Below are 24,528 nucleotides of genomic sequence, written 5' to 3' on the forward strand. Positions count from 1 at the left end.
CGCGACCTTTGGCCCCAGAAAGCTGCCTTGGTCGCAGATCCGTCACTTATCGCCGTGGGGTTGCGACCAATTCCTGATTCCTCGGGGAAATCCTGCGACCTTTGGCTCCACAAAGCTGCCTTGGTCGCAAATTCGTCACTTATTGCCTCGGGGCTGCGACCAATTCCCGATTTCTCGGGGAAATTCCGCGACCTTTGGCCCCAGAAAGCTGCCTTGGTCGCAGATCCGTCACTTATCGCCGCAGGGTTGCGACCAATTCACAGTTTTCCTGAAGAATCCCGCGACCATTGGCTCTGGAAAGCCTCCTTGGTCGCAGATCCGTCACTTACCGCTACAGAGTTGCGACCAATTCACAGTTTTCCTGAGGAATCCCGCGACCATCGCACCCTGAAAGCCACCTTGGTCGCAGGTCCGTAACTCACCGCCGCGGGGTTGCGACCAATTCACAATTTTCCTGAGAAATCCCGCGACCATCGCACCCTGAGAGCCACCTTGGTCGCAAGTCGCCACTTACGGCCGTGGGGTTGCGACCAATTCCTGATTCCTCGGGGAAATCCTGCGACCTTTGGCTCCACAAAGCTGCTTTGGTCGCAAATTCGTCACTTATTGCCTCGGGGCTGCAACCAATTCCCGATTTCTCGAGGAAATTTCGCGACCTTTGGCCCCAGAAAGCTGCCTTGGTCGCAAATCCAGCACTTTCCGCTGCAGGGTTGCGACCAATTCCCGATTTCTCGAGGAAATCCCGCGACCATCGCACCCAGAAAGCCCCCTTGATCGCAAATCCGCCACTCGCAGCCACAACAAGCACTCGCAGCCGCAACAGACAAACGCAACAAGCAGACGCAAACAAAAACTGCCCTTTTGAGAAAAAAGGCAGTTTTCTGCAATCCATTGGAGTTATTTCATTCGTTCTTGTTTTACTTTGTGGTCTACCACGTGGCGTTTTGCCAACTCTGCGGTCACGTCCTTCATTTCGATGCCCTGCTGCACCATCATAACCATTACGTGATAAGCCAGGTCAGCAATCTCATAGATCGTTTCTTCCTTATCGTCCTTCGCTCCGGCGATGATGACTTCTGTACATTCTTCGCCTACTTTTTTCAGAATTTTATCCATGCCCTTGTCGAAGAGATAAGTGGTGTAGCTGCCCTCTTTGGGCTGCGTCTTGCGGCCCTTGATCATCTGGTACAGGCCTTCATAGGAAAAGGGCGTTTCATCCTCCGCCTGGTAAACTTCATTGAAAAAACAGCTTTCTTCCCTGGTATGGCAGGCCGGGCCATCCTTAATCACTTCTACCACCAGCGCGTCCTGGTCGCAGTCGGCCGTAATGCTGACTACTTTCTGGCGGTTTCCGCTGGTCTCGCCCTTTCTCCACAGCTCGGATCTGCTGCGGCTCCAGAAGCAGGTGTAGCCCTCCTTCATGGTAATATCCAGGGATTCCTGATTCATGTATGCAACCGTCAGGACCTGTTTTGTGTAGTAGTCCTGCACGATCGCAGGAATCAGGCCCTTTTCGTCAAATTTCAATTCCATAAGTCCTTCCTTAAAGGCGTACCTCTACGCCTGCCTTTCTCAGATATTGTTTGAGGTCGCGAATGTCGATCTCTTTAAAATGGAAGATGCTGGCGGCAAGGCCCGCATCGATTCCCGGGTGCTGGAACAGCTCGGAGAAGTCCTCCATCTTACCAGCTCCGCCCGAAGCGATGATCGGCACCGATACCCTGGCCGCGATCTCATCCAAAAGTTCCAGATCAAAACCGTCCTTCACGCCGTCGGTGTCGATACTGTTTACAACCAGCTCGCCCGCGCCCCGATTGACGCCGTCCACCGCCCATTGAAGAGCGTCGATTCCGGTATTTTCCCGGCCGCCTTTGGAAAACAGCTTGAAAACGCCGTCCACCCGCTTGATGTCCATACTGAGCACCACGCACTGATCCCCGTATTTTTTGGCGCCCTGCTCGATCAGATCCGGATTCCGGATCGCACCGCTGTTGACGCTTACCTTATCAGCCCCGCATTTCAGCACCCGGTCAAAATCGTCCAGGGTGTTGATTCCGCCTCCGACGGTCAGGGGAATAAAAATCTGGGAAGCGACGTCCACCAAGATATCGGAGAACAGCGCCCGCTCCTCCACGCTGGCCGTTATGTCGTAGAAAACCAGTTCATCGGCTCCGCTCTCATTATAAAAACGGGCCATTTCCACCGGGTCTGCCACATCCTGTATTCCTTCAAAGTTAATTCCCTTTACGACCCTTCCGTTTCTAACGTCAAGGCAGGGAATAATGCGTTTTGTAATCATGTTTCCTCCTGCTTATTCCGCCAGCTTTACAGCTGTTTCCAGGTCCAGAAGGCCATCGTAAAGGGCCTTCCCGAGGATCGCGCCGTAAACCGTCTCTTTCAGAGCCGTTATTTCCTCCGCAAAGCTGATGCCTCCCGAGGCTACGACATTCAGGCCTTTGATCCGCGCCAGCTTTTTATAGGCTTCCAGGTTGGTGCCTTTCAGGCCTCCGTCCCGGGAGATGTCCGTGTAAATCACGGTTTTCACGCCGATATCCCTCAGATATTGGCAGAACTCCATGCCGTCCTTATCTGTAACTTCCTTCCAGCCATTGATGGCGACCAGTCCGTCCTTCACGTCTACGCCAACGGCAATCTTCTCCCCGTATTTGCGCACCATTTCTTCGAGAAAAGCCGGGTCCTTTACCGCAATGGTTCCTAAGATAACCCTTCCCACGCCCAGGTCCAGATACTGCCTGATCCGCTCCTCATCACGAATCCCGCCTCCAACCTCGACAAAAAGGTCCACATCCGCGATAATTTCCCGGATGGATTCAAAATTGACGAGCCTGCCGTCCTTAGCTCCGTCCAGATCCACAAGATGAAGGTTCCTGGCGCCCTTGGCTTTAAACTGCCGCGCCACATCCGCCGGATTCTTGCTGTAAACGGTCATCTGATCATAGTCGCCCTGAAACAGACGCACTGCCTGCCCGTCTCTCAAATCAATCGCTGGGAATATCTCCATTTATCTAATATCCTTTCTGTACTGCTTATCCAGCAAAGCCTGAACAGACTTCGCCGATTCTCCGTATTTTTTCACATCGTAGTTCAGCACTTTTTTCGCATCGCTTGTATCATGATAGACGGTCCGATCTTCCTTTTTCTTGTCTTCCCCTTCTACCGTGTACACCCACTGTACCTTTTCAGCGTCCTTGGTCAAAGCGAGAATCTGCTGCGCGTATTTCTGCATGTTTTCATCCAGCGCCTTCTTCCCTTCCTCGGATACTGTTTTATCAAAGGTAATGGTCATGCTCTTCGGGCTTTCTTTTACCAAAAGCGTAACCCGGTAGTTGGCGACCTTTTTCTTCAGATCAATGGTCTCCAAAAGCTTTGCTACTGCGGCGGGATCGTTCATATCATCCACTCTCGAGTCGTAAAGGACCTGCGCCTGCTGCGAGACGCCTTCCTCTGTCGCCACGGTGGTCTCGTTAACATCCGTCGGTGCCTCCGATTCCTTTTTTTCTGTAGCTCTGCTGGGGTCGGTCGGAATCTGATTCCGTTCTTCGTTACCCGCGATAAGTACCAGTAAAACCGCCATCGCAATGACTGTGGCCGCTGCGATGATAAGAAGCATCTTAATGTTCTTATTGATGGTCTTGTGCACTTTCTTCATGGTCTTGTCTCCTATATTCAGTTATAGTTCGATAAAGGCCCTGAGAATATTGAGCCCCACGTTACCGCTCTTCTCCGGATGGAACTGAGTTCCATACACGGATCCGCTGCGAACGGCTCCTGTAATTTCGATATCGTAATTGGACGATGCGATAGTATTCTCAAGACAATTCTTACCATAGAAGCTGTGCACGTAGTACACGTAATCGCCCTCTTTGATGTATTTAAAGAGGGGGTCGCTGCCTTTCAGATTCAGACTGTTCCAGCCAATGTGCGGAACCTTTAGTTTTTCACCATCCGGGCGTTTCGGAAGATCTTCTTCAATGGAAGCGATCTCACCTTTAATCAGCCCCAGGCCCTGGTGCTTACCGTATTCGTAACTCGTTTCAAAGAGAAGCTGCATACCCAGGCAAATACCAAGAAGAGGCTTGCCCCTGCGGGTTTCCTCTATAATAGTCTCCACCAGACCGGTGGCTCTCAGCTTGGCGATGGCGTCTTCAAACGCGCCCACGCCCGGCAGGATAATCCTGTCTGCTGCGAGAATGTCTTCCTTTTTATTCGTTACGATGGTCTCCGCACCTAAAAACTTCAGCGAAGCGGTGAGAGAAAACAGGTTTCCAACTCCATAATCAATTACTGCAATCATGTCTTACCTTTCTTAAAGAACGCCCTTTGTCGAAGGGATCTCATCTGCGTACTCAGGATCAACGGCGGCGGCCTGGGCCAAAGCCCTTGCCAGCGCTTTGAAAACGGCCTCAATGATGTGGTGGCTGTTCTCGCCGGCCATCATCTTCAAATGAAGCGTCAGGCCTATTTCTCTGGAAAACGCAGTCAAAAATTCCTTCACCAGCTCCGTGTCAAAGGTCCCTACTTTCTGCGTGGGGATCTGAACGTCAAAATTCAGGCACGCTCTCCCACTGATGTCCAGCGCGCACAGGATGAGAGTCTCATCCATGGGAAGCATCATATTACCATATCTTCTTATTCCCTTCTTGTCTGCCAGGGCCTCTTTAAAAGCCTGTCCAAGGGAAATCCCGATATCTTCCGTGGTGTGATGGTCATCTACGTGGCTATCGCCTTTGCACTTTATGGAAAGATCAAAGCGTCCATGGCGGGCGAACAATTCCATCATATGATTGAGAAATCCGCAGCCCGTATCTATGTCAAAGGTCCCTCTGCCGTCGATGTCCAGAGCGATTTGTATATCCGTCTCTCCGGTCTTTCTGCTGATCTGACTGGTTCTCATATCAAATTCCTTTCCCCAGCAGCTCCCTTGTCGCACAAATGAGCTGTTCCATGTCCTCTTCTCTGCCTATGGTGATTCTTACAAAATCAGAAATAGGCTCTTTCCCAAAGTATCGTACCAATATGTTCCTTTCTCTCAATCCGGTAAAATAATCCTTCCCGGAAAGCCGGCCGCTCCTTGCAAAGACAAAATTGGCCGCTGAGGGAAGTACCGTGAAGCCCAAGGCTTTCAATTCTTCCGTAAATTTCTCCCGGGTACGGATAATCTTCTGTCTGGTCTGCTGAAAATACGCCTCATCGCGGATTGCCTCCGCCGCGGCTAAAATAGACAGCCTGTTCAGGTTGTAAGGGTTAAAGCTGAACTTGATTCGGTTCAGGTCGGAAATGACTTCTTTGCCGCCCATGGCAAAGCCCACCCTCGCGCCTGCCAGACTCCTGGATTTTGAGAAAGTCTGTATCACTAATAGATTATCATATTTCGTCAAAAAAGGCACGCAACTTTTTGCCCCAAAGTCAATGTAGGCCTCGTCAATTATAACTAAGTTGCTCCTGTTGCTGGAGAGAATGGCCTCTATATCGTTTAAATTCAGGGCAATTCCCGTGGGAGCGTTGGGATTTGCGATAATAATGGTTCCGTCTAAATTTTTATAATGATCCGGGTTGATCCGCAGATCTTCTGTCAGGGGGACCGGGTTTGCCCGGGAGTGGTAGATATCCGCATAAACCTTGTAAAATCCATAGCTGGGATCAGGAAAATATACTTTGGCCCCTTCGCTGGCAAAAGCCATAAAGGAAAAGGCCAGAATTTCGTCCGATCCGTTTCCCACCATGACCTGTTCTTTCTCCAATTCATAATATTGAGAAATTGCCTCCACCAGCTCCGATGCCTCCGGGTCAGGATAAAGCATTAGTTTGCTCACCTGCTCGCCGCTGATGGCCGCTTTCGTCCGCGGGCCCGGGCCGTAGGGGTTTTCGTTGGTATTGAGTTTGATCAGATTGTCCGTTTTCGGCTGCTCGCCCGGAGTGTAAGGCTCCAGGTTTTGGTATTGTTCTCTCAGGAATTTACTCATTTTACTGCTTCTCCAAGTTTCTGCATCATATCGCTGATGATTTCATTCTGAAATTTAAAGCTGGATTTGTTGGCGATGAATCTGGCGCTGATGGTTTTAAACTCTTCAATAACTTCCAGATTGTTGGCCTTCAAAGTACCGCCGGTTTCCACGATGTCCACGATCACGTCGGAAAGCCCCAGGATCGGCGCCAGCTCAATGCTTCCGTTGAGCTTGATGATTTCGATGTCCCGGTTTTTTTCCGAATAGAATTGCTTGGCGATATTCACGTATTTGGTGGCAATGCGCAGAGTCCGGTCCGTGTCCTCCACATAGCCCTTGGGCGCGGCCACCGCCATGCGGCATTTTCCGATATTCAGATCCAGCAGCTCGTAGACATCGGGACAGGATTCCAAAAGGATATCTTTTCCCACGATTCCCACGTCTGCCGCGTGATGTTCCACATAGATGGCCACATCGCTGGGCTTTACCAGCAGATAGCGCACGCCCTTTTCCGGGCTTTCCAACACCAGCAGTCTGTTTTTATCTTCATAGGCGGGGCAGTCATATCCCGCATCTCTGAGCATTCCGTATACCTGGTCGCCCAGCCTTCCCTTCGGCAGCGCTATGTTTAGCATGATGTCTCCTCCTTTTTCAAAAGCCCGTTCTCCAGCCTGTAAAGTTCTCTGTAGCGCACATTGGGGGGCACTGCTTTTTCCGCCCGCACGCTCAGCCCCTCCTTCTGCAGCTCCTGAACGGCGCGGGCAACGGCCACCACATCCTCGCCGCAGGAATAGATAATCACTGCGTCCACATCGTACAGGACCTTTTCCTCTGCGATGCGATTGATTTCATTTAAGTAAAGGGCAAACCCGATGGCATCCACCTTCTTGCCCAGGAGGGCCATGGCCTGATCGTACTGCCCGCCGGCCAGCACGCATCTTCCCAGCTCTTTGATATATCCTTTAAAAATGATTCCGTTATAATAGTCGATATCATTGACAATGGAGAGGTCCACCTGAATGTTTTTTGCCAGTCCCAGGGCCTTGAGCGCTTCGTAGACCTGAGCCAGCTCATCCAGACTTCTGTCCATGGCTTTATTCAGGGAAATCTTCTTCGCTTCCCGGATGGTCTTTGTCACGTCCCCATAGAGGAACGGCAGCCTGCACAGGCTTTCCACCTGCAGCTCGGAAAGGTCCGCCCGCTCGGCAGTCCTTCTCAGCCCATCGACGTTTTTGCTTCTGATCAGAGTAAGCAGTTTCAGCTTTGTATGCTCCGCCACCTGGAGGCTCTGCAAAAGCTCTACCACAAAGCTCATGTGCGCCACTTCCAGGATGTAGTCCTTGCTGATAGCCCGCAGGCTCTTGGCAGCCAGGGCAATTACCTCCGTGATACAGTAAGCGTCTACTTTGCCGATGTATTCCAGACCCATCTGGCTGATTTCCTTAAAGGTGTGGCTCTCTCTGCTTTCCCGGTAAACATTTTCAATGTAATAGAGCTTTTCGTTACACTCGAAGGTCGCCTGGGTGTTCTTAATGATGCTCAGCGTTACGTCCGGCTTGAGGGCCAGCAGCCTGCCGTCCAGGTCGGTAAAGGTGATGACCTTATCGCTGGCGAGGAAGTCTTTGTTTTCCACATAGAGGCTGTACTCCTCAAATTTGCTCATCTTATATTTTTTATAACCGTACTGTTCGTAGAGCCCTCTCAGCTCCAGACATGCCTTTTCATCCGGTTTTAATTCTGCCTTTTTATATTTCATAGCGTCCCCTTCTTCAATCGACTTTATTTTATTTCTTTATCACTATACTGTTCTAAAGCGTTAACTTGCACAAGAGATATTATAGCATATGAACACCAATTGTCCAGTTCTTTTTATGATTTTTTTGTGAAAAATTACAAAAAGGTACAATGGTTGCCTTGACAACTATTATGGGCTGTAGTAGTATAGTTGCCAGTTCAACTATATTTGCTGTATGGGAGGCAGTAAAATGGAAAATCACAGCTATCTGACCAGTTTTTCGATTATACACAGGTTCAGTATCCTGTATCATATCAAGGAACTGAAAAAATTCAAAATATCCGGCCATCAAATGGGGTACATTATGTGTGTCTGCAAGCAGCCCGGCATATCGCAGGAGGATCTTTCTTCCTATCTGCGTCTTAATAAGGGAGCCGTGGCTAAGGGCATCCGTCCTCTGATCGAGGAGGGCTATATCCAGCGGATTCAGAGCAAAAGGGATCGGCGCGCATATGAGCTTTATCCCACGGAAAAAGCGAGGGAACTGCGCATTGCGGCTGAAAGGACGATGAAGTCCTTTGACCGCATACTGACCCAGAACATGTCCGGCGAAGAGCAGAAGCTGTTCAAGGATCTGGTGACCGTTGCCTGCAACAACGTACTGGAAGCTGCCGGCGAGGATCGGCATGAACTGACACAGCCGGGACCGCCTCCGGGATGCAGACCGCCCCGCGATCATTCGCGCAGGCCGCCTGCCGGGCCGGACAAACGGTCTCGATAATCAAAAGAAAGGGGATTTTACAATATGAAAGAAATGCTGAAATACTACAAACCCTATATCCCATTTATTTTTCTGATCATTGCCGCGCTTTTCGGCCAAGCTCTGTGCGAGCTGGCTCTGCCGGGATACATGTCCGACATTATCAACAATGGGATCATCAAGGGAAGTATGCCTTACATTTATAAGACGGGGGGTTTGATGCTCCTTGTAGCTCTGGCGGTGGTACTCTGTACCGGACTGGCGGGCCTGTTTTCCGCACGGGTTGCGGCCAAGTCCTCCAGAGATATCCGCGGAGCGCTTTTTAAAAGAGTCACCGCCTTCTCAGCCGCTGAGCTGGAACAGTTCTCCACTGCGTCATTGATTACCCGTTCCACCAATGACGTACAGATGGTACAGCAGTCCACGGTTATGATTCTGAGGATGGCCTTCTTCGCGCCGATCATGGGAATCGGTGCCGTAATCAAGGCGCTGCGCACCAGTGTACCGCTTTCCTGGACCATCGCCCTGGCCGTGCTGGTGATCCTTTTGATCATGGGTCTTGCTTTTATTTTGGTAATGCCGAAATTCAAGGTCCTGCAGTCAAAGCTGGACCGGATCAATCTGATTATGCAGGAACGTCTGTCCGGGCTGCTGGTGGTGCGGGCCTTTACTTCCGAGCCCTATGAGGAAGACCGCTTTGATAAAGCCAATGTGGATCTCAAGAAGATCAACATGTTCGTCAACCGCGCCATGTCCTTTATGATGCCGGCCCTTATGCTGGTTATGAACCTTTCCAGCATCCTCATCGTCTGGGTGGGCGCCAAGCTGATCGACGCGCAGAACCTGCTGATCGGCGATATGCTGGCTTTCATGCAGTACGCCATGCAGATCATCATGTCCTTCCTCTTTATCACGATGATGTTCATTATGATTCCGAGAGCCGCTGTTTCCGGTCAGAGAATCGGAGCTGTTCTGTCGGTAAAACCGACCATTGAAGATGCTCCCGACTGCAAAGAGATTTCCCACCCTGCCGGCGTTGTGGAATTCAGAGACGTTTCCTTCGCCTATCCGGATGCGGAAGAGCGGACGCTTTCCAATATCAGCTTTGTGGCAAATCCCGGAGAAACGACGGCGATCATCGGTGGAACCGGCAGCGGAAAATCCAGCTTAATCAGTTTGATTCCACGCTTTTACGATGTCACCGAGGGTAAGATTCTTTTAGATGGAACGGACATCCGCGACATCTCGCAGAAGAGTCTGCGGGATGCAATCGGCTATGTTCCGCAGAAAGGCGTGCTCTTCTCGGGGACCATCGCTTCCAACCTTCAATACGGAAAAGAGGATGCTTCGCCTGAAGATTTGAGCGAAGCCGCCCGCACAGCCCAGGCCATGACCTTTATTGAAGAAAAAACAGAAGGCTTTGACGAGCCTGTGGCTCAGGGGGGAACCACAGTTTCCGGCGGGCAGAAGCAGAGGCTGTCCATTGCCCGTGCGCTGGTGAAAAAGCCGCAGATCTATATATTCGACGACAGCTTTTCCGCTCTGGACTTTAAGACGGACGCCGCTCTTCGGGAAGCGCTGAAGGAAAAGGTCGGCGGAAGCACGATGATTATTGTCGCTCAGAGAATTAACACTATTATGGACGCCGATAAGATCGTTGTCCTCGATGAAGGGAAGGTTGCCGGAATCGGTACGCACCAGGAACTCCTGGAAAGCTGCCGGGTTTACCAGGAAATCGCTTCCTCACAGCTGAGCGAAGAAGAATTGGGAAAGGGGGCGCATATCAATGGCTAACACAAACATGCGACCAAAACGCAGAAAAGGGCCCGGAGGCGGCGGCCCCCACGGAATGATGCCGGGGGAAAAGGCCAAAGACTTCAAGGGCACTATGAAAACACTGCTGTCTTATCTGCGGCCCCACAGCCTCGCAGTGGCAGTCGTCTTTATCTTTGCTATCGCAAGCACCATTTTCAGTATCGTCTCTCCGACGATTCTGGGAAACGCTACGGACGAAGTGGTTAAGGGGCTAATGTCCAAGGCAGGCATTGATTTTACCGCTTTGCTGAAGATTTTGATCTTTCTGATCGTCCTCTACGGTCTGAGTTTCATCTTTTCAACCGTACAGGGCTACATCATGGCCGGCGTTTCGCAAAAGGTTATCTATAACCTGCGGCGGGCCATGTCGGAAAAGATGGACCGGCTGCCGTTAAAATATTTTGACAGCAAGACCCACGGCGAAATTCAGAGCCGCGTGGTAAACGATATCGAGACGGTCAACCAGACGCTGTCTCAGAGTTTGACGCAGATGATCACCAGCGTCACTACCATCATCGGTATTTTAGTAATGATGATCCGCATTAATCTGCTGATGACCATTACCGCTCTGGTGGTTCTGCCGCTTTCCATGCTGATTATTCGGCTGATCATCGGCAAAACACAGGGGCATTTTAAGAACCAGCAGAAGTATCTGGGCGAAGTCAACAGCCACGTGGAAGAAATGTACACCGGCCATACGATCGTTAAGGCGTTCAACCAGGAGGCCAATTCCGAGGAAATTTTCGACCACTATAACGAGAAGCTCTACGAATCGGCATGGAAGTCTCAGTTCCTCTCGGGTCTGATGATGCCTCTGACAAATTTCGTAGGAAACCTGGCCTATGTGGCAGTATGTATCCTGGGAGGCCACCTGGCGCTGAAGGGTACCGTTACCATCGGAAACATACAGGCTTTCATTCAGTACGTTCGTTCCTTCAACCAGCCGGTGGCACAGGTGGCTAATGTGGCAAACCTGCTGCAGTCCACGGCCGCGGCGGCTGAACGGGTATTCGAATTCATCGCTGAGGACGAGGAGGATATCTCCGCCGATGTGGCTGCCGATGGTTCTTCGAAAAACACGCTGCCGCTCAACAGGGACATTCTCCGCGGCGAAGTGACCTTTGAACACGTCGGATTTGGCTACAATGACGACGAGCTGATTATCAAGGACTTTAACTTTAATGTCAAACCAGGCCAGAGAATCGCCATCGTCGGTCCTACGGGCGCTGGAAAAACCACCATTGTCAAACTGCTGCTGCGTTTTTACGAGCTGAATCAGGGCCGCATCATGGTGGACGGACACGATATTAAGGACTATTCCAGAAAGGATCTGCGAAGCATCTTTGGCATGGTCCTGCAGGATACGTGGCTTTTCAGCGGAACCGTCCGCGAAAACATCCGTTACGGAAAAATGACTGCCACCGATCAGGAAGTGGAGGAAGCAGCCAAGGCTGCCCATATCCATCACTTTATCAAGACGCAGCCAAAGGGCTATGATATGGAGATCAATGAGGAAGCTACGAATATTTCTCAGGGTCAGAAACAGCTTCTGACGATCGCCCGGGCGATTCTGGCCGATACTCCCATCATGATCCTCGACGAAGCTACCAGCTCTGTGGACACCAGAACGGAAACACAGATACAGCAGGCTATGGCCAATCTGATGGAAAACAGGACCAGCTTTATCATTGCCCATCGTTTATCCACGATCCGCGACGCGGATATGATTCTTGTCATGAATCACGGGGATATCATCGAGCAGGGCACCCATGAAGATCTGCTGGCAAAAGACGGGTTTTACGCCAATCTTTATAACAGCCAGTTCCATGAGGAATAGATTTCTATTTGAACAAAAATTAGAGGGGGCTGCAGCTTGCAGCCCCCTTTGTTTTGATGCGGGTCAAAAGTTTGTATTTAGAAAGGCTCTCTATCTGAACGGGCCTGACCGTTAGAAAAGATACAGGTGGAAGTTTTCCAGTTCTCCGCTGTGGGGTAACAGATCCGAATCCCCCTCATTTCCCCGTCCTGCCGCCACGGCAGCTCTATAGGGGATTCCCTTTTCGTCCAATTTATATGTATAACTCATTTCTATACCTCCTTCTATAAGGATTATGGACCGTATCCCTCCATCCTATTCCCCTAAATTTTCAGTGAAGCGATTTTTTGAAAGTCGCTCATCCGGTAGCTTGTAATCTCATCGGTCCGCACCAGATAAAACACGTCTCCGATGTACAAACCCCGAACGTTGTGGGAACTGTTTCCTGTCGGAGCGGCCAGCATCTGCCGGAAGCCGTTGTCATAGCGGTAGATATAGTAGGAAGCGCCCTTTTCTCCGCTGGCTGCGAAACCGAAGATGTTTTTCTGCGGATCAATCATGACAGCCCAGTGGTTGCTGAGGACCTCCGCATCGTAGGTATTCTTTATGACAAGGGTGCTTTCTTCCTTAACATCGGCGGGATCGCTGATATCGAACATCGACAGCTTTACGCCCGCTGTGACGCCATTCTCGCCGGAAGCCTGCCCAATTCCCAAGAGATGGTCCTTTCCATAAAAGTGCAGGTACTGGGAAAAGCCCGGAATCTTCAGGGCCCCTATTATCTTCGGAGCTTTGGGATCGGACAGATCCACGGAAAAGAGCGGGTCCGTCTGCCGGTAGGTTACGAAATACCCCATGTCCTTTAAGAATCTGGCCGAGTAGATTCGCTCGTCTTTCGCCAGTTTCAGGATGCTTCCCGTTTCCTTCATATTTTTGTCCAGAACGTATACGTTATTGCAGGTGCTTCCCGAGGACCCGTCAAGGGTGGTAACCATCCGCAGGCTGCCCCTGTATTCGTCCATGGAAAAGGAATCGTTGAAATAGCCCTTTACTTTGCCGGCGGCCTGATATTGGATCTTGCCGTCCTTGTAGGAAAACTTGCGGATTTCCGTCGTCTTTGTGTCCGGCCCCCGGTCTGAGGCAGCGTATATGTTTTCCCTGCTCACATAAAAGGTGTCCCCCGATGAAAGAACGGCCTCCCTGTCGCAGGCCCGATCGGGATTTTCAAGGTCAATGGCAGTCATGACCAGATATTGCGCAGTCCGAGGCTTCTCAGGCAGAACGATCTCCGGCATTTTAAGAGCTTTCCCGTTTACCAGTGGCACATATTGCTCGATCTTTTTTTCGCTTTCGGGAACTTGCGGGTAGAAGTTACTGAAAATATACAGATAGCTGCCTTCCCGCCTGCTGGTATTCAGCTGGCCGCTTTGAGTCACGCTTCCTGCTTTCTCAGGCGCTCGGCGGTCCTTAATATTGTAGGTCACTGCCGTCGTCTCTCCATCCACCCCATCCGTGTGACGAGTACCGATGACCGACAGACGGTCTTCTGCCACATAGAGATCCTGGGCAGTAAGGTCATCTTCCAGGGAAATCACAGCGCGGATATCCGCATTGCCGTCCTCGGCCTTAACGATTGATACGGAAGCGTAGTCCCGGTCCAAAATATAAATATAGGCCCCGTCGGTTTTGACTATATCTCCCTCATCCACACCTTCCACCTGAATGTTGGTATCGGAAAAGGATTCCGTAGCCGCGTCCTCGCCGGAATAGGTCTTGGCTGAGTTTTCTAAGCCCGCGCTTCCCGCCCGGTCTATCAGCATAACACCGGCTTGATTGTCCCTCTCAGCTGAGAGATCACGAACCGCACTGTAAAGCTCTCCGTAATCTTGTCCTTCTTCCCCCTTCATATGACTCAGCAGCAATCCGCTGCCAGCTACCAAAACCAGCGCTGCGGCTGCGGCGATTGCCCGTATCCATGGACGGCGCTTTGTGCGGGCGGCGTTCTCCAGCTTTTTTTGTATCTGCTGCGGCCCCAGGCTCTCCGGTATCTCCAGCTTTTCTCCGTCCTGGCGCAGTTTTTCTTCCAGCTCCCTCTCCTTCATTTAGACTCCTCCTCTCCCAGAAACTTCCGCAGCTTCCCATAGGCCCTGCTCATTTTGGAGCGCACGGTGGCTGCGGGAAGCTGCATCTGTTCCCCGATCTCATTGCTCCGGTAGCCCCCGAATACGGAAAGCGCAATCATCATCCGTTCCTGCCCGCTGAGCTGCCCGAAGGCCTCCCTCAGACTCAGCGGCAGACTGGGGTCCGTTTCGCTGTAAGGCTCCTTTTCCAGCTTTAATTCCTGATCCCTGCTTTTTCGGTTCAGTTTTTTTCTGCATTGATTGACCAGGATCTGAAACATCCAGCTTTTGAAGGCCTCTGCTTTTTTCAGCGTCCGGATCTTTTCAAAAGCTGTCGTAACCGTCTCACTGACCGCGTCTTCCGCGTCCTGTGGCTGTTTCAGCGTATAAAAAGCGAACCTGTACAGATCCATGTAGATATCTTCGTACAGCGCGGCAAACGCCTCCGCCTTCCCTCGTTTGGCCTGCCGAACCAGTTCTTCGCGATCGATATTCATGGCCGGTCTCCTTCCTTCTTTTCATTTATTAGATCCCCTGCATGCCCCAACTGTTGCAGCAAAATAAAATAATTGTGCAGGCAATGCGGCTCCTTGCGCGGGATTTCTTTTCAGCATATACTTATGATAGCAAATAAAAAGGAGAAGTTAAATGATCGTTTACAAGAATACGATTTCTACGGAAGATTACAATAAGCTGAGACTGGCGGTGGGCTGGAAACAGCTGAATTCTGTTCAGGCGGAAAGAGGGCTGAAAAACTCCGCGTATCTGACGTCCGCCTGGGATGGAGACAAGCCGGTGGGTATGGCCAGGGTCATCAGCGACGGCGGCTATATGACTTTGATCGTGGATGTGATGGTGCTTCCCCAATATCAGGGGCAGGGCATTGGCAGGGCGCTCATGGTAAATGTAAACAGCTGGATCGATGCTCTGGGAGAGGACGGCAGCTGCGTCATGGTCAACCTGATGGCGACCCCCGGAAACGAGGGTTTTTATGAAAAGCTGGGATTTGAAACGCGCCCCAATGACCGTATGGGGGCCGGGATGGTGCGGTGGATTAATGGGTAGGGGGCTTTACAGCTTCTTCGCACTGTCAAGCCCGCGGGTTTGCGAATTTGAGGATTTGTGGATTTGCGACCAAATCCCTGTTTTCTTCGTTTTTTCCGCGACCATTTGCCCAAAAGAAACGCCTTGGTCGCAAAATATGAATTTTTCAGCGGGTACAGTGGGGGCGGTGCCTCATAGGTTGACAACTCGCTTTCCTTGCTTTTTTATTTCTTCATCATGGGTGACTAAAATGATGGTCTTTCCCATTTGATTCAATGCTTTAATAATATTCATGACTATAGCTGCGTTTGCTTTGTCCAAAGAGCCCGTTGGCTCGTCGGCAAGGACCAAATCGCACTTTTTGAGCAGCAGGCGCGCTAGAGCGACACGCTGCTGTTCTCCCCCTGATAAGGTATAAACGCTGCTGTCCAGCTTTTCTGCCAGGCCAACGCCTTTTAAGGCCTGTTTGATCGTGATTTTGGAGCGGTTTTTTTCTTTTATGATTTCCAGGTTTTCTTTTACCGTTTTTTCCTCCATCAGCGCGAAGTTCTGAAACAGGAATCCAACCTTTTCACTAAAATAGTAAAGCTGGTTTTTTCGTTTGCTGATGTCCAGGTCATCTACAAGAATCGCGCCCGCATCGAAAGGCTCCAATGCGCCGATCATATTCAGGAGAGTCGTTTTTCCACAGCCACTGGGGCCGGAAAACACTACGAAGTCACCGTCTTCAATCTCCATATTAAAATCTTCAAATAACACATGCTCACCAAAGGCTTTATGCACTTGTTCAATTCTTATCATATTGACCCTCCCTTCAATATCTTTTGGATGCCTACACGCTCCAGGCGGACAATGTGCCTGATAACCAACAGCAGCTCCACAAAGAGCATGGTACCCCCGGCCAGAACCATATAGGAAATGGGGGCCGTTTCCGTGAACCAGGCCGCCGCCGCGGCTATAATCAAGCTTATCCCGCCGCAAATTCCCGTTAATTTGAATATCTTCTTATTCCTCTCAAACAAACCGTAACCCATTATTTTTTTCAGGCTGAGCTCTTCGGCATGGACATAATACTCATAGTATAAAACCGTATTGATCAGCAGGCCCTCCAGAAGCAGCAGTATCCCTACAAGAACGATCCCGATCAGCAGGCCGCGTTTCATAAGCTCCCACTGATGCAGGTAATTGTCATATACGTCCGTCCGATAGACAATCTCACCCTCAAGGCCGTTCTCCTTCACCAGCCGGTCCCACTCCCTGGAAGTGAGGTCGAACATCGTGGATTGTGTAATATATACGTCTGTTTCGCCAGCCCCCGGGAAATCATTATTTAAGAGAATGACCGGGTCTTTTTTCAGGGTGCTCCGTATCTCGCCGTCGTTTCTTAAGCCGACCACCCTGGCATGCCCAGAGTATGAAACATGTTCAGCTTCACACTCTTTGTCATAATACGCCTCCAGGGTGTTTTCCGCTGATTTTAACTTTGCCTCTGAAGTGCCTTCGGGGCTGACAATATAGACGTTTCCCTGTTTGAAATCCGCATCCTTTAACGAAGGCACTGCTTGTCTCAGATAGGGAATGGCCCCACTGTCAGCATAAATAAATTTGCTATCGCCGCTTTCAAAATCCTCTAGCTCGACCAGTGTCAAAGCCTTGCCTTCCTTGCACTGTTGCCGGTACAATCCTGCCCATGCGGCCTCTGCTGTTTGAAATTTTTTATCGTCCAGGGAGGACAGCATAATGTAGGAGCGGCCGGACTGCTCCTTAAAAAAGTCTCTTTGCTGAAAACACATGGCTCCCTGATAGATTAGGCCTGCCGTACCGGAAAGCATCATCAGCACAACCGCAACAGACAGGGTCTTGTATAAATAGCTCACTTTTAATATTTTGCGGGCGCTGTCCTTGCCCGACATGTCTTTCTTGTAGTTTGTGAAAAGGAGCAGTCCATAAGCAGCCGCATTTATCACCAAAAAGATAATGATGCAGAAAATTGAGATATGCAATTTGTAATCTGCCTTTGTGAAAAAGCACATTGCGGGAATTGCAATAATAAAGATAAGTATATATGCGGCTGTGTCGGTCAGCGCTTTGGAAAACATAAAGTCCGTCAGCCGCTCCCCTGAAACGATTCGAATGATTACTTCTTTTTTCAGAAGGGCCGTGCGGTACAGGGTGGATAAAAGAAACAGCGTCAAGATGACCGCCCATATCATGCCAACATTCAGCGCTTCGTTTGACGAAGCATATCCCGGTTCTGGAAATGCGCCTGCATATTGATCCACCAATTCCTGTTTAAAGGCTATAAGATTATTTTCTTTTCCAATTGCTTTATAGGTTTCTATTTTTGATATGTCCGGGATCTCCTCCAACGGGTGGAACTTCACATCTGTTTTGCCTAAAAAAACACTTTCGAATTGTCCGTCTTCGATATCCGCGTCTTTTTTCAAATAGTTTTTTACACCTCGCGTCCCATAAATATCCACCTTTTCGGAAAAACTACTGTTTACAGTACGTATCACAGTGAATACTTCCACCTCTGTTTTATCGGAAGCCGCATAAAAATCGGCAACCATTTTTTCCTGTGAAGTCCCCTTCTGCAGATAAAATGTCATTCCACTGTACTTTGTTTCAAAGTCCGATATATGCCATATATACAGTTCCCCGATAAAGGTCAGCGCAATCACAATGAGCAGCGCACGCAGGATATATTTTGTTATTTTTATGTTTGACCTAATATAATTTTTGTTCATTTTGAGTTGATAGCCTGAATTCTCCTATAACCGTCTTTCCATTGTTTTTATAAAGAGGAATTGAAATATATTCTTTTTTCTCCAGCTCTTTTTGCCTTTTTAGTGCTTCCTCCGGTGTTTTGACATCACCATCGTTATCCAAATCAGACTTTTTTACATACCCTTTAACATCATTTTCACCAACCGCTGCAATCAAATCAGGTTCCTCTTTTTCCCCTGCGGCATCAGGCGCCACACCGTAAGACGCTCCATTTTCATTTGTTGGATAATTCGATTTTTCTGGTGTTTCAACACGGTTATTACCATAGGCGAAAATGCCCGAAACGCAAAGGATTCCAATAATAACCCCTGTCACTATTGTTTTTTTCATTTAGCTTCATACCCCCCTTCCTAATCCAACAGAACACTGGCCCACAAACGCCCGGGTCTTTTTAACGATTCCATTGTTTTTTCACAACTTAAAATAATCGGCAACCCCTTCTAAATCCTCCGGCGAATAAGCCTTAATCGTTTTCTCGTTTTTCACTACAATAAGGGCCGGAACGGATGTCACTTGGTACTTTTTTAAAACAGCGTTCATAGTCTCGCTTTTTTCGCCGTCCCGGTCTAAATTTGTATAATAAGCAGGGATGCTTGTATGATTTTTTTCTAAGATCTCAATCAAATTTTTTTCAAATTCCGCACAGGCCTGACAATCATCGCTGCCAATATAGATCGGGCATTCCTCATCTGATTCCGCGCAAGTTTCCAGGTCCTCCAGGTTGATTCCCATCAGCTGCTCACTTGCTATATAGTCAGCTTTTTCCTCCGCGCCCAGAGGATAGTCCTTCACCAATGTATAGCCATAAATTACAAATGCGCAAAAGACAATCACTGCGATTAGCCAAAAAACGTTAACAATCCCTGCAACGATTGCCGGTGGTTTTTGTTTGTATCCGTAACAGCTAAGCAGGATCAGAACCGGCGATCCAAGCAGGAGTATCCAGCTCATATCCGTCATAAAGTCAGGGATATATACCGCCGGAACATACTCATCGCGAAAATACCCGCTATATATCATGATTCCTATCATGCTGAAACAAATAAAAACACTGATTGCTATTTTAATTTTTGCCGTTGTCCTTATCATAAGAATTTCCTTTTCCTGTTCGTATTTTCCCCTTAATCATCAAGGCCAGCCATATGCCAAATGGTATCTGAAAATACATTGAATTTCCGGTACAGGCAATCAGAATGAAGTAAGGTGTCACTGCTATCAGTCTGGTATAGAAAAGAAGGTCTACCAGGGAGAAAAGCCCCAACAGAATTAATGGTATGAGGTTATACTTTGTTTGTTTCATTTCAACATTATCAAAGATGAATATAACCAGAATACAGCCATATAAAGTGTTTTTAATTAATCTGGCCAGCTCCATACTCCACGGATATCCGTCTAAATCCTTCATACCCCAGCCAATACCTCCTAAAAAATGCTGCCCCATAAGGATAATAACTGCTGCTATCAGTACTTTTATGATTTTAATAAGCACATTCTTTGCGTTCATTTTGCCTGCTCCCTTAAATACTATCCGGCAATTTCCCATATTCCGATGGGATGCGGAATTCTCTGCTGACATAATGAAATGCCGCAGAGATCATCTCCATGCGGCATTCATATTAATAGCAATTTGAAGTTATGTCAATTGTTATTTTGGAATTTTGCAGAAGTATTCGATGCTATAATTTTTGCCTACAAGATTTTTTCCTGTACCGGTTCCTGAATCTTTTATATAAAATGAAAATCCAGGGTCGCCTTTTACCTTTGTATTCTTAGTATTAGTTAATGCGCTTACGTAAGATGTTTTAGAGACTTTATAAGATCCATTATAAAAAGCCTGCCCCCGTACCGTAAATTTAAGTTTGCCTGACATCGTTTTTAACGCTTTACGTCCACTAGCAATATATAACTTACTATGCACAACGACACCATTAGTTTTGCTATATGTGGCATAACTATTGATTCGTACATTTTCGGCAGCAGCAGCCTTTGTAGCTTTTCCTGTTTCCGTAGTCTCTACCTTCATTGGAAGGATTGCATATGCTTCACCGATAATCGGATCGGACGTTTCCGGTTTTAAAGACGCATCGGAAAAGCTAACCGCATCCTTGGCGGTTTCCGCTTTATATTCCTGTTCGCTGATCTGAACCCCATCTTTGTAATACTGTACGCTGTGGTCCTTTGTATTTTCCGTCATGGCTGCGGTATTCTCAGTTGCATACGAAAAAGTTGCTGTTGCTGTTGCAGCAAACAAAATTACTGACAACAGTACGAAAACGATATGTTTTTGGCTTATTTGCAGATTTTTCATTACTTCCTCCTTTTGGTATCAAATTAATTAAACTTTAGGTCAGCAAAATGTTTAATCATCTCATACGCATCATTCCTTTCTGTCTTTGTCGGGCATACACTTAATAGCCTATTCCAATTTCTATTATCTTTTACACCACTTCCTATCGTATAAGGTTCCTCTATGTAATACCTTGTCAACTGTAAAGCTTATTCAGCGGTTTTACATGTCTTATTATATAAGCTAAATAAATATATGTCAACAATATATATATATTTATATATTATAGCATTTGACATGATTTATTCTATATGATAATATAGGATAAACAAAATATTGCGCAGGAAAGGAATCTCATATGTGAAAAAAGATAAAAAGGATGAAAGCCCTCAGCAAAGTAATTTAAATAACTTTGAAGCACAATTTAAACGCTCTACTACACCATTGCTGGTACTTGAGCTTTTATCCGAGCGTGAAATGTACGCTTACGAAATTATCCAGGAAACGCTTATACGAAGCAACCAGCAATACAGAATGCCGCTATTATATACCATTTTAAATAAAATGCAGGATCAAGGATACGTAGTCGAAAGCAGAAAAGAAATATCTGAAGATAACCGCGTACGGAATTATTATGCGATTACACCGGAAGGACGAATATATCTCTCAGAGTTAAAAAAATTATATGGCGCTTTAACAGAATCTGTCATAAAAATTCTTAAAGAAACTTAAGAAAGGAAAAGGTATTACAATTGGATCAGGTACAAATTATTGATGAATACATTGAGGCTGTCCGACAGGCGCTTTACAAACTGACTCCATCAGAAGAGTTTTTAAACGCTTTGCGAGAAGACTTAACAGAATTCCTGTTACATTATCCGGATTGTACCTTTGATGACCTAGTGCGGCAATTCGGCTCGCCGGAAATAGTTGCAAGTGATTTTTTAGAGAATACAATGGATATATCGCCCCAAAAACTGGCTCATAAGAAAAGAATCCGCATTATTATTATCGTAAGCCTTCTTGTCCTATTAGCAGGTGTGATTATTTATTGTATCCAAATTTCCATGCAGACCCAAAGCATAGCGACTGATGTTATTATAGTAGAAAACGAATCTACCCCCGAAGAAACGAATGAATAATTATGTGGTGTAAAATGAAAAAGTTAATTTTAGTTCTATTAATGATTAGTGTACTGGCCTTTTCCTCAAGTGTTACATGTTTTGCCGCCGAATCAGCAGATAATGCAAATGTTGAATATGAATACTATGACGATGGTTCCTATGCAACCATAGAGACCGCCATTGAACAGTCAATAACCCCTTATTCAACAACCAAAAAGAAATCTGCTACTAGAACTTATACTTACTATAATGCCAGTAAAAAAAGGGCCTGGAGTTTTTCTCTAAAGGGCACCTTTCAGTATAACGGAAAAACAGCTAAAGCTATCTCCTCTTCACCAAGCTCTCAGATTTTTATAAGCGGTTGGAAATGTACCAGTAAACGATCTATAGAATCCGGATCATCAGTAAAAGGTTATGGTACATTTACATATAAGTCCCTTACAAAACATGTTCCTTCACCGTTTGGTTTAAAATGTTCCGCCAATGGAACGATCAGTTCCATTTAATGCGATTGAAACGACCATAATTTATCATATTTAAAAAAGACAACTAACATTCCTGTCCGTTGTCTTTTTTAATTTCCCTGCTCTTCTACTCCTCCATCAACTTCTTATAATAACTTTCCGCCGTATACAGCGCTGCTGCCGGATTATGGCCCAGAACACGGTCCTTAGTCACCACCGTCGTGGCCAGTGCCTGCGAATACTTGTAAAATAAACTGTCATGCCCCACGCAGAGACCCATGACCAGATTCAGGTCCGTTTCCGCTTCATTGAGAAGCTTTGCCTGCATAATGGGGTTGCACATGGAAACGCCCAACTCTTCGCACTTTTTATCAATTCCCACGGCAGTTTTGGGAATCGCTCCCACCTTGCAGGCAACCCCGTAAACCTCAAAACCGTGGCTTCTCAGTATCTTGGTGAGCGTCCTCGATTCCCGCAGGAGGCCAACGCAGGTAGCGATTCCCAGCTTTTTGGCGCCGATCTTTTTGGCAAATTTTATTACCTCTTCCACCCGGCAGTCCTTGCAATAGCCCTCCGATTCCACCTCAGCGGCTGCAATCATCGCCTTTTTGTTATCCTCCTGTCCATAGCAGGCTAAAACTTCCTCAACCTGTTCTTCGGTCAGCTTTTCGGTCAAACAGAAATCCGGATACATCCGGTCCAGAAATTCGCAGTTTCGTACGGCGCAGTCCACGCAGGACATAGTTTTCTCGCTCATAACTATCCTCTTTTCTTTCTAAGCTTTACTGGTTTCTATTATACATGCCTTCTGCGGTTGACCGCAATCCAAACCGTCCATTTAATACCATCAATAAATTCATTGGCAACGGGGGCCGGGTATGTTAATCTATAAATAACAAGATATTGCTCCCTTTTATTTTAGGAGGAATTGTTATGAAAAGAAGAAAGTTTATCTCTATCGCGGTCTGTCTCTGTCTGCTGATCGCCATGATCCCGCAGATGGCTATGGCAGCGGAAGCAGACCAACCGGCGGAACCCGCCGAAAAACCTACCGCCGCGCAGCCGGCTGAAACGCCTTCGGACTCTGCGGACACCAGTACTGTCACGCAGCCTCCATCGACACCCTCTGCCAGTGAAAATTCCGCTTTGTCGGAATCCAAGCCTGTTGTAAAGGAAACGCAAAACACAGACAGCGGGAAGCAGGAACCGGCCGCAGAAAGCACTCCGGACCTTGTTCCTACAGACCAGCAGCAGGCGCCCACAGAGCCGACAGCGCCACCTGCTTCGGAGCAGAATGCTGTCCAAACTGAAGCAGAAAACACGCCTGCCGATGAGTCAGCACCGGTCAAAGCGAAAGCTTCACTGATGGCCAAACCGGCGGCTGCAACGGAAAGCGCTGAGCCGGAAGAACAGCCCAGGGCCGCAAAAGGGCAGGCGCAGGCCGAAGAGCCTCAGACCATTGCCACAGTCAAGAGCACAGCAGCAGGAATCCAGGTATCCGGGGGACTTGAGGGGAAGGACTGGACCTATGACGCAAAAGAACAGACTTTGACAATTATGAAAGACGGCATGACCGTCAGCGGTACGGCTACCGATGATCTGGCAATTCTCTGCACGCTGGCAGTTACCGCCATCACCATTGACAATCTGGATCATGGAAGCAATTTCATCGCCCTGATGTCCGGGGATATGGAAGGAGAAGCTCTTTCCGATTTAACGATCCGGATTAAAGGAAAAAACCGCATTGATGCCATCATCGGCGTAGGAGATGTGACCCTCACCGGTACGAAAAACAGCCGTTTGGATCTGACTTTGGGCGCTATGGCTTTTAACGATCTGAATATTAAGGACGCCACCATCAACGGAGGTTCCTTTATGGCTGTACGCGACCTGAATATCAAAGGAAAATCCGTAGTTACCGCCAAGAGCAACAAATATCTGCCGCCCGGCATTACGATGGCTATGATTATGGCCGGCAGAGATATCAATATTGATCTTGCCAAAGGCGGAAAGGTCACAGCCTATGGATATGCCGGCAGCAGCAAGTACGATTATGAAGATCGCGCCTTTCCATTCATGGCCGGACGCAGCATTAATATCAGCAAGGGAAGCCATGTAGCCACTCCTAGCGGAGGAAAAGTCGGTACATATAACTTGTTGGGCATGCTGCCTATGCAGGTGATCCTCGATGCCAGCGGAAACCCGGCGGTAGACGCCTCGATCCAGTATGGGGCCAATAAATTCCTGACCGCCAGCGCATCGGTATCGGATGTTTCCGGATCTCCTCAAACCGGCGACAGCAGCGCAGCAGAACTTACCGTTCTTTATCTGATCCTCCTGGCCGCATTGGCTGCGGGAGCCAGCGCCTTGACGATCAGAAGAAAAGGCACCGACGAGCTGTAAAAATAGTATGACTTGAAAACCCAGAGGGGCGGCAGACGCCGCCCCTCTGGGTTTTTTCTGCAACTTACCAGGCACAAAAAACTGGCCCGGTAACTTTCCCCATTTTTTTCAAAAAGTTACGCACTTTTCAACGTTCCTGCGGCCTCCGGAAGCGCCTGTAGCACAAATTTTCTCTCCTCACGGTTTCGAGGGCCCGCAAACCCA

The 24,528-nt window shown here is 48.3% G+C and carries 28 protein-coding genes; 9 read left to right on the top strand and 19 right to left on the bottom strand.

The features are described from left to right. Window positions 1-417 (top strand): hypothetical protein (locus NE619_RS16650; protein ID WP_256133599.1); only part of this gene is annotated, 417 nt, incomplete at its 5' end. 480 nt (window positions 418-897) lie between these two features. On the opposite strand, the gene hisIE is transcribed toward NE619_RS16650, so the two are convergent. The 9 genes from hisIE to NE619_RS16695 are packed head-to-tail and all read right to left on the bottom strand — an operon-like array spanning window position 898 to window position 7,722. Continuing rightward, window positions 898-1,533 carry a bifunctional phosphoribosyl-AMP cyclohydrolase/phosphoribosyl-ATP diphosphatase HisIE gene (gene hisIE / locus NE619_RS16655; protein WP_256133600.1) on the bottom strand — a complete coding sequence of 212 codons (636 nt, stop codon included), beginning with the start codon at window positions 1,531-1,533 and terminating at the stop codon, window positions 898-900. Between the two features lie 10 nt (window positions 1,534-1,543). Then, window positions 1,544-2,299: an imidazole glycerol phosphate synthase subunit HisF gene (gene hisF / locus NE619_RS16660; protein WP_256133601.1), complete on the bottom strand. Its 756-nt coding sequence runs from the start codon at window positions 2,297-2,299 to the stop codon at window positions 1,544-1,546. A gap of 12 nt (window positions 2,300-2,311) precedes the next feature. Further along, window positions 2,312-3,022 (bottom strand): 1-(5-phosphoribosyl)-5-[(5-phosphoribosylamino)methylideneamino]imidazole-4-carboxamide isomerase, encoded by a 711-nt coding sequence (hisA, locus tag NE619_RS16665; protein WP_256133602.1) that lies wholly within the window; start codon window positions 3,020-3,022, stop codon window positions 2,312-2,314. Continuing rightward, entirely contained in the window at window positions 3,023-3,670 is a 648-nt protein-coding gene (locus NE619_RS16670) for a DUF4825 domain-containing protein (RefSeq protein ID WP_256133603.1), read from the bottom strand. 21 nt (window positions 3,671-3,691) lie between these two features. Beyond that, window positions 3,692-4,315, bottom strand: a complete 624-nt coding sequence (gene hisH / locus NE619_RS16675) for an imidazole glycerol phosphate synthase subunit HisH (protein ID WP_256133604.1) — start codon at window positions 4,313-4,315, stop codon at window positions 3,692-3,694. Between the two features lie 12 nt (window positions 4,316-4,327). Then, window positions 4,328-4,915, bottom strand: coding sequence for an imidazoleglycerol-phosphate dehydratase HisB (gene hisB / locus NE619_RS16680; RefSeq protein WP_256133605.1), 588 nt, complete (start codon window positions 4,913-4,915; stop codon window positions 4,328-4,330). A 1-nt stretch (window position 4,916) separates the two neighbouring features. After that, on the bottom strand, window positions 4,917-5,984 hold the full coding sequence (gene hisC, locus NE619_RS16685; RefSeq protein WP_256133606.1) for a histidinol-phosphate transaminase: 1,068 nt from the start codon (window positions 5,982-5,984) through the stop codon (window positions 4,917-4,919). Next, a complete protein-coding gene (gene hisG, locus NE619_RS16690) occupies window positions 5,981-6,601 on the bottom strand; it encodes an ATP phosphoribosyltransferase (protein WP_256133607.1) in 621 nt (206 codons plus the stop codon). The genes hisC and hisG overlap by 4 nt, the downstream gene beginning before the upstream one ends. Beyond that, entirely contained in the window at window positions 6,595-7,722 is a 1,128-nt protein-coding gene (locus NE619_RS16695; RefSeq protein WP_256133608.1) for an ATP phosphoribosyltransferase regulatory subunit, read from the bottom strand. The genes hisG and NE619_RS16695 overlap by 7 nt, the downstream gene beginning before the upstream one ends. Before the next feature lie 229 nt (window positions 7,723-7,951). Here NE619_RS16695 and NE619_RS16700 point away from each other — a divergent pair, with 229 nt between their 5' ends. The 3 genes from NE619_RS16700 to NE619_RS16710 are packed head-to-tail and all read left to right on the top strand — an operon-like array spanning window position 7,952 to window position 12,113. After that, window positions 7,952-8,482, top strand: a complete 531-nt coding sequence (locus NE619_RS16700) for a MarR family winged helix-turn-helix transcriptional regulator (RefSeq protein ID WP_256133609.1) — start codon at window positions 7,952-7,954, stop codon at window positions 8,480-8,482. Between the two features lie 24 nt (window positions 8,483-8,506). Beyond that, the gene (locus NE619_RS16705; RefSeq protein WP_256133610.1) at window positions 8,507-10,255 is read left to right on the top strand and encodes an ABC transporter ATP-binding protein; all 1,749 of its coding nucleotides are present in this window, start codon (window positions 8,507-8,509) and stop codon (window positions 10,253-10,255) included. Then, the gene (locus NE619_RS16710) at window positions 10,248-12,113 is read left to right on the top strand and encodes an ABC transporter ATP-binding protein (RefSeq protein ID WP_330640824.1); all 1,866 of its coding nucleotides are present in this window, start codon (window positions 10,248-10,250) and stop codon (window positions 12,111-12,113) included. Before NE619_RS16705 ends, NE619_RS16710 begins: the two co-directional genes overlap by 8 nt. A gap of 111 nt (window positions 12,114-12,224) precedes the next feature. Here NE619_RS16710 and NE619_RS16715 read toward each other — a convergent pair whose 3' ends face one another. Genes NE619_RS16715 through NE619_RS16725 form a run of 3 tightly spaced genes read right to left on the bottom strand, consistent with a single transcriptional unit; the run spans window position 12,225 to window position 14,709 of the window. Next, on the bottom strand, window positions 12,225-12,362 hold the full coding sequence (locus NE619_RS16715; protein WP_256133611.1) for a hypothetical protein: 138 nt from the start codon (window positions 12,360-12,362) through the stop codon (window positions 12,225-12,227). A 53-nt stretch (window positions 12,363-12,415) separates the two neighbouring features. Beyond that, a complete protein-coding gene (locus NE619_RS16720; protein ID WP_256133612.1) occupies window positions 12,416-14,194 on the bottom strand; it encodes a beta-propeller domain-containing protein in 1,779 nt (592 codons plus the stop codon). Further along, window positions 14,191-14,709, bottom strand: a complete 519-nt coding sequence (locus NE619_RS16725; RefSeq protein ID WP_256133613.1) for an RNA polymerase sigma factor — start codon at window positions 14,707-14,709, stop codon at window positions 14,191-14,193. Before NE619_RS16725 ends, NE619_RS16720 begins: the two co-directional genes overlap by 4 nt. Before the next feature lie 151 nt (window positions 14,710-14,860). Between NE619_RS16725 and NE619_RS16730 the strand changes: the two genes are divergently transcribed. After that, window positions 14,861-15,277 (top strand): GNAT family N-acetyltransferase, encoded by a 417-nt coding sequence (locus NE619_RS16730; RefSeq protein WP_256133614.1) that lies wholly within the window; start codon window positions 14,861-14,863, stop codon window positions 15,275-15,277. A 171-nt stretch (window positions 15,278-15,448) separates the two neighbouring features. On the opposite strand, the gene NE619_RS16735 is transcribed toward NE619_RS16730, so the two are convergent. The 6 genes from NE619_RS16735 to NE619_RS16760 form a co-directional block, all read right to left on the bottom strand. Beyond that, window positions 15,449-16,057: an ATP-binding cassette domain-containing protein gene (locus NE619_RS16735; protein WP_256133615.1), complete on the bottom strand. Its 609-nt coding sequence runs from the start codon at window positions 16,055-16,057 to the stop codon at window positions 15,449-15,451. Next, the gene (locus NE619_RS16740) at window positions 16,054-18,006 is read right to left on the bottom strand and encodes a hypothetical protein (protein WP_256133616.1); all 1,953 of its coding nucleotides are present in this window, start codon (window positions 18,004-18,006) and stop codon (window positions 16,054-16,056) included. The genes NE619_RS16735 and NE619_RS16740 overlap by 4 nt, the downstream gene beginning before the upstream one ends. Then, window positions 17,987-18,376 carry a hypothetical protein gene (locus tag NE619_RS16745; RefSeq protein ID WP_256133617.1) on the bottom strand — a complete coding sequence of 130 codons (390 nt, stop codon included), beginning with the start codon at window positions 18,374-18,376 and terminating at the stop codon, window positions 17,987-17,989. Before NE619_RS16745 ends, NE619_RS16740 begins: the two co-directional genes overlap by 20 nt. Window positions 18,377-18,457: 81 nt before the next feature. Next, a complete protein-coding gene (locus tag NE619_RS16750; protein ID WP_256133618.1) occupies window positions 18,458-19,135 on the bottom strand; it encodes a DUF6568 family protein in 678 nt (225 codons plus the stop codon). Continuing rightward, on the bottom strand, window positions 19,110-19,550 hold the full coding sequence (locus NE619_RS16755) for a hypothetical protein (protein ID WP_256133619.1): 441 nt from the start codon (window positions 19,548-19,550) through the stop codon (window positions 19,110-19,112). The genes NE619_RS16750 and NE619_RS16755 overlap by 26 nt, the downstream gene beginning before the upstream one ends. 141 nt (window positions 19,551-19,691) lie before the next feature. Continuing rightward, window positions 19,692-20,354 (bottom strand): hypothetical protein, encoded by a 663-nt coding sequence (locus tag NE619_RS16760; protein ID WP_256133620.1) that lies wholly within the window; start codon window positions 20,352-20,354, stop codon window positions 19,692-19,694. Window positions 20,355-20,693: 339 nt separating this feature from the next. Here NE619_RS16760 and NE619_RS16765 point away from each other — a divergent pair, with 339 nt between their 5' ends. From NE619_RS16765 to NE619_RS16775, 3 genes are read left to right on the top strand one after another with little or no spacing between them, the layout of a single operon-like run. Continuing rightward, on the top strand, window positions 20,694-21,065 hold the full coding sequence (locus tag NE619_RS16765) for a PadR family transcriptional regulator (RefSeq protein WP_256133621.1): 372 nt from the start codon (window positions 20,694-20,696) through the stop codon (window positions 21,063-21,065). 20 nt (window positions 21,066-21,085) lie between these two features. Continuing rightward, window positions 21,086-21,475 (top strand): hypothetical protein, encoded by a 390-nt coding sequence (locus NE619_RS16770; protein WP_256133622.1) that lies wholly within the window; start codon window positions 21,086-21,088, stop codon window positions 21,473-21,475. A gap of 14 nt (window positions 21,476-21,489) precedes the next feature. After that, on the top strand, window positions 21,490-21,963 hold the full coding sequence (locus NE619_RS16775) for a hypothetical protein (RefSeq protein ID WP_256133623.1): 474 nt from the start codon (window positions 21,490-21,492) through the stop codon (window positions 21,961-21,963). Window positions 21,964-22,048: 85 nt separating this feature from the next. Here NE619_RS16775 and NE619_RS16780 read toward each other — a convergent pair whose 3' ends face one another. Further along, complete coding sequence (locus NE619_RS16780) at window positions 22,049-22,678, bottom strand: DUF1847 domain-containing protein (protein WP_256133624.1); 630 nt, start codon at window positions 22,676-22,678, stop codon at window positions 22,049-22,051. Between the two features lie 176 nt (window positions 22,679-22,854). Here NE619_RS16780 and NE619_RS16785 point away from each other — a divergent pair, with 176 nt between their 5' ends. Next, window positions 22,855-24,324 carry a hypothetical protein gene (locus tag NE619_RS16785; RefSeq protein ID WP_256133625.1) on the top strand — a complete coding sequence of 490 codons (1,470 nt, stop codon included), beginning with the start codon at window positions 22,855-22,857 and terminating at the stop codon, window positions 24,322-24,324. Window positions 24,325-24,528 lie beyond the last annotated feature (204 nt).

Origin of the sequence: Anaerovorax odorimutans, from assembly GCF_024459955.1 — a bacterium.
GTDB classification, from domain to species: Bacteria; Bacillota; Clostridia; order Peptostreptococcales; family Anaerovoracaceae; genus Hominibacterium; species Hominibacterium odorimutans_A.

Coding starts and splice junctions, on each gene's coding strand:
- hisB (WP_256133605.1), bottom strand. CDS start 4,915: ATGAGAACCAGTCAGATCAGCAGAAAGACCGGAGAGACGGATATACAA.
- NE619_RS16700 (WP_256133609.1), top strand. CDS start 7,952: ATGGAAAATCACAGCTATCTGACCAGTTTTTCGATTATACACAGGTTC.
- NE619_RS16710 (WP_330640824.1), top strand. CDS start 10,248: ATGGCTAACACAAACATGCGACCAAAACGCAGAAAAGGGCCCGGAGGC.
- NE619_RS16750 (WP_256133618.1), bottom strand. CDS start 19,135: ATGATAAGGACAACGGCAAAAATTAAAATAGCAATCAGTGTTTTTATT.
- NE619_RS16695 (WP_256133608.1), bottom strand. CDS start 7,722: ATGAAATATAAAAAGGCAGAATTAAAACCGGATGAAAAGGCATGTCTG.
- NE619_RS16735 (WP_256133615.1), bottom strand. CDS start 16,057: ATGATAAGAATTGAACAAGTGCATAAAGCCTTTGGTGAGCATGTGTTA.
- NE619_RS16720 (WP_256133612.1), bottom strand. CDS start 14,194: ATGAAGGAGAGGGAGCTGGAAGAAAAACTGCGCCAGGACGGAGAAAAG.
- NE619_RS16725 (WP_256133613.1), bottom strand. CDS start 14,709: ATGAATATCGATCGCGAAGAACTGGTTCGGCAGGCCAAACGAGGGAAG.
- NE619_RS16705 (WP_256133610.1), top strand. CDS start 8,507: ATGAAAGAAATGCTGAAATACTACAAACCCTATATCCCATTTATTTTT.
- NE619_RS16740 (WP_256133616.1), bottom strand. CDS start 18,006: ATGAACAAAAATTATATTAGGTCAAACATAAAAATAACAAAATATATC.
- NE619_RS16715 (WP_256133611.1), bottom strand. CDS start 12,362: ATGAGTTATACATATAAATTGGACGAAAAGGGAATCCCCTATAGAGCT.
- hisA (WP_256133602.1), bottom strand. CDS start 3,022: ATGGAGATATTCCCAGCGATTGATTTGAGAGACGGGCAGGCAGTGCGT.
- NE619_RS16745 (WP_256133617.1), bottom strand. CDS start 18,376: ATGAAAAAAACAATAGTGACAGGGGTTATTATTGGAATCCTTTGCGTT.
- NE619_RS16775 (WP_256133623.1), top strand. CDS start 21,490: ATGAAAAAGTTAATTTTAGTTCTATTAATGATTAGTGTACTGGCCTTT.
- NE619_RS16785 (WP_256133625.1), top strand. CDS start 22,855: ATGAAAAGAAGAAAGTTTATCTCTATCGCGGTCTGTCTCTGTCTGCTG.
- NE619_RS16670 (WP_256133603.1), bottom strand. CDS start 3,670: ATGAAGAAAGTGCACAAGACCATCAATAAGAACATTAAGATGCTTCTT.
- NE619_RS16755 (WP_256133619.1), bottom strand. CDS start 19,550: ATGAACGCAAAGAATGTGCTTATTAAAATCATAAAAGTACTGATAGCA.
- hisG (WP_256133607.1), bottom strand. CDS start 6,601: ATGCTAAACATAGCGCTGCCGAAGGGAAGGCTGGGCGACCAGGTATAC.
- NE619_RS16730 (WP_256133614.1), top strand. CDS start 14,861: ATGATCGTTTACAAGAATACGATTTCTACGGAAGATTACAATAAGCTG.
- hisIE (WP_256133600.1), bottom strand. CDS start 1,533: ATGGAATTGAAATTTGACGAAAAGGGCCTGATTCCTGCGATCGTGCAG.
- NE619_RS16760 (WP_256133620.1), bottom strand. CDS start 20,354: ATGAAAAATCTGCAAATAAGCCAAAAACATATCGTTTTCGTACTGTTG.
- hisC (WP_256133606.1), bottom strand. CDS start 5,984: ATGAGTAAATTCCTGAGAGAACAATACCAAAACCTGGAGCCTTACACT.
- hisH (WP_256133604.1), bottom strand. CDS start 4,315: ATGATTGCAGTAATTGATTATGGAGTTGGAAACCTGTTTTCTCTCACC.
- NE619_RS16780 (WP_256133624.1), bottom strand. CDS start 22,678: ATGAGCGAGAAAACTATGTCCTGCGTGGACTGCGCCGTACGAAACTGC.
- hisF (WP_256133601.1), bottom strand. CDS start 2,299: ATGATTACAAAACGCATTATTCCCTGCCTTGACGTTAGAAACGGAAGG.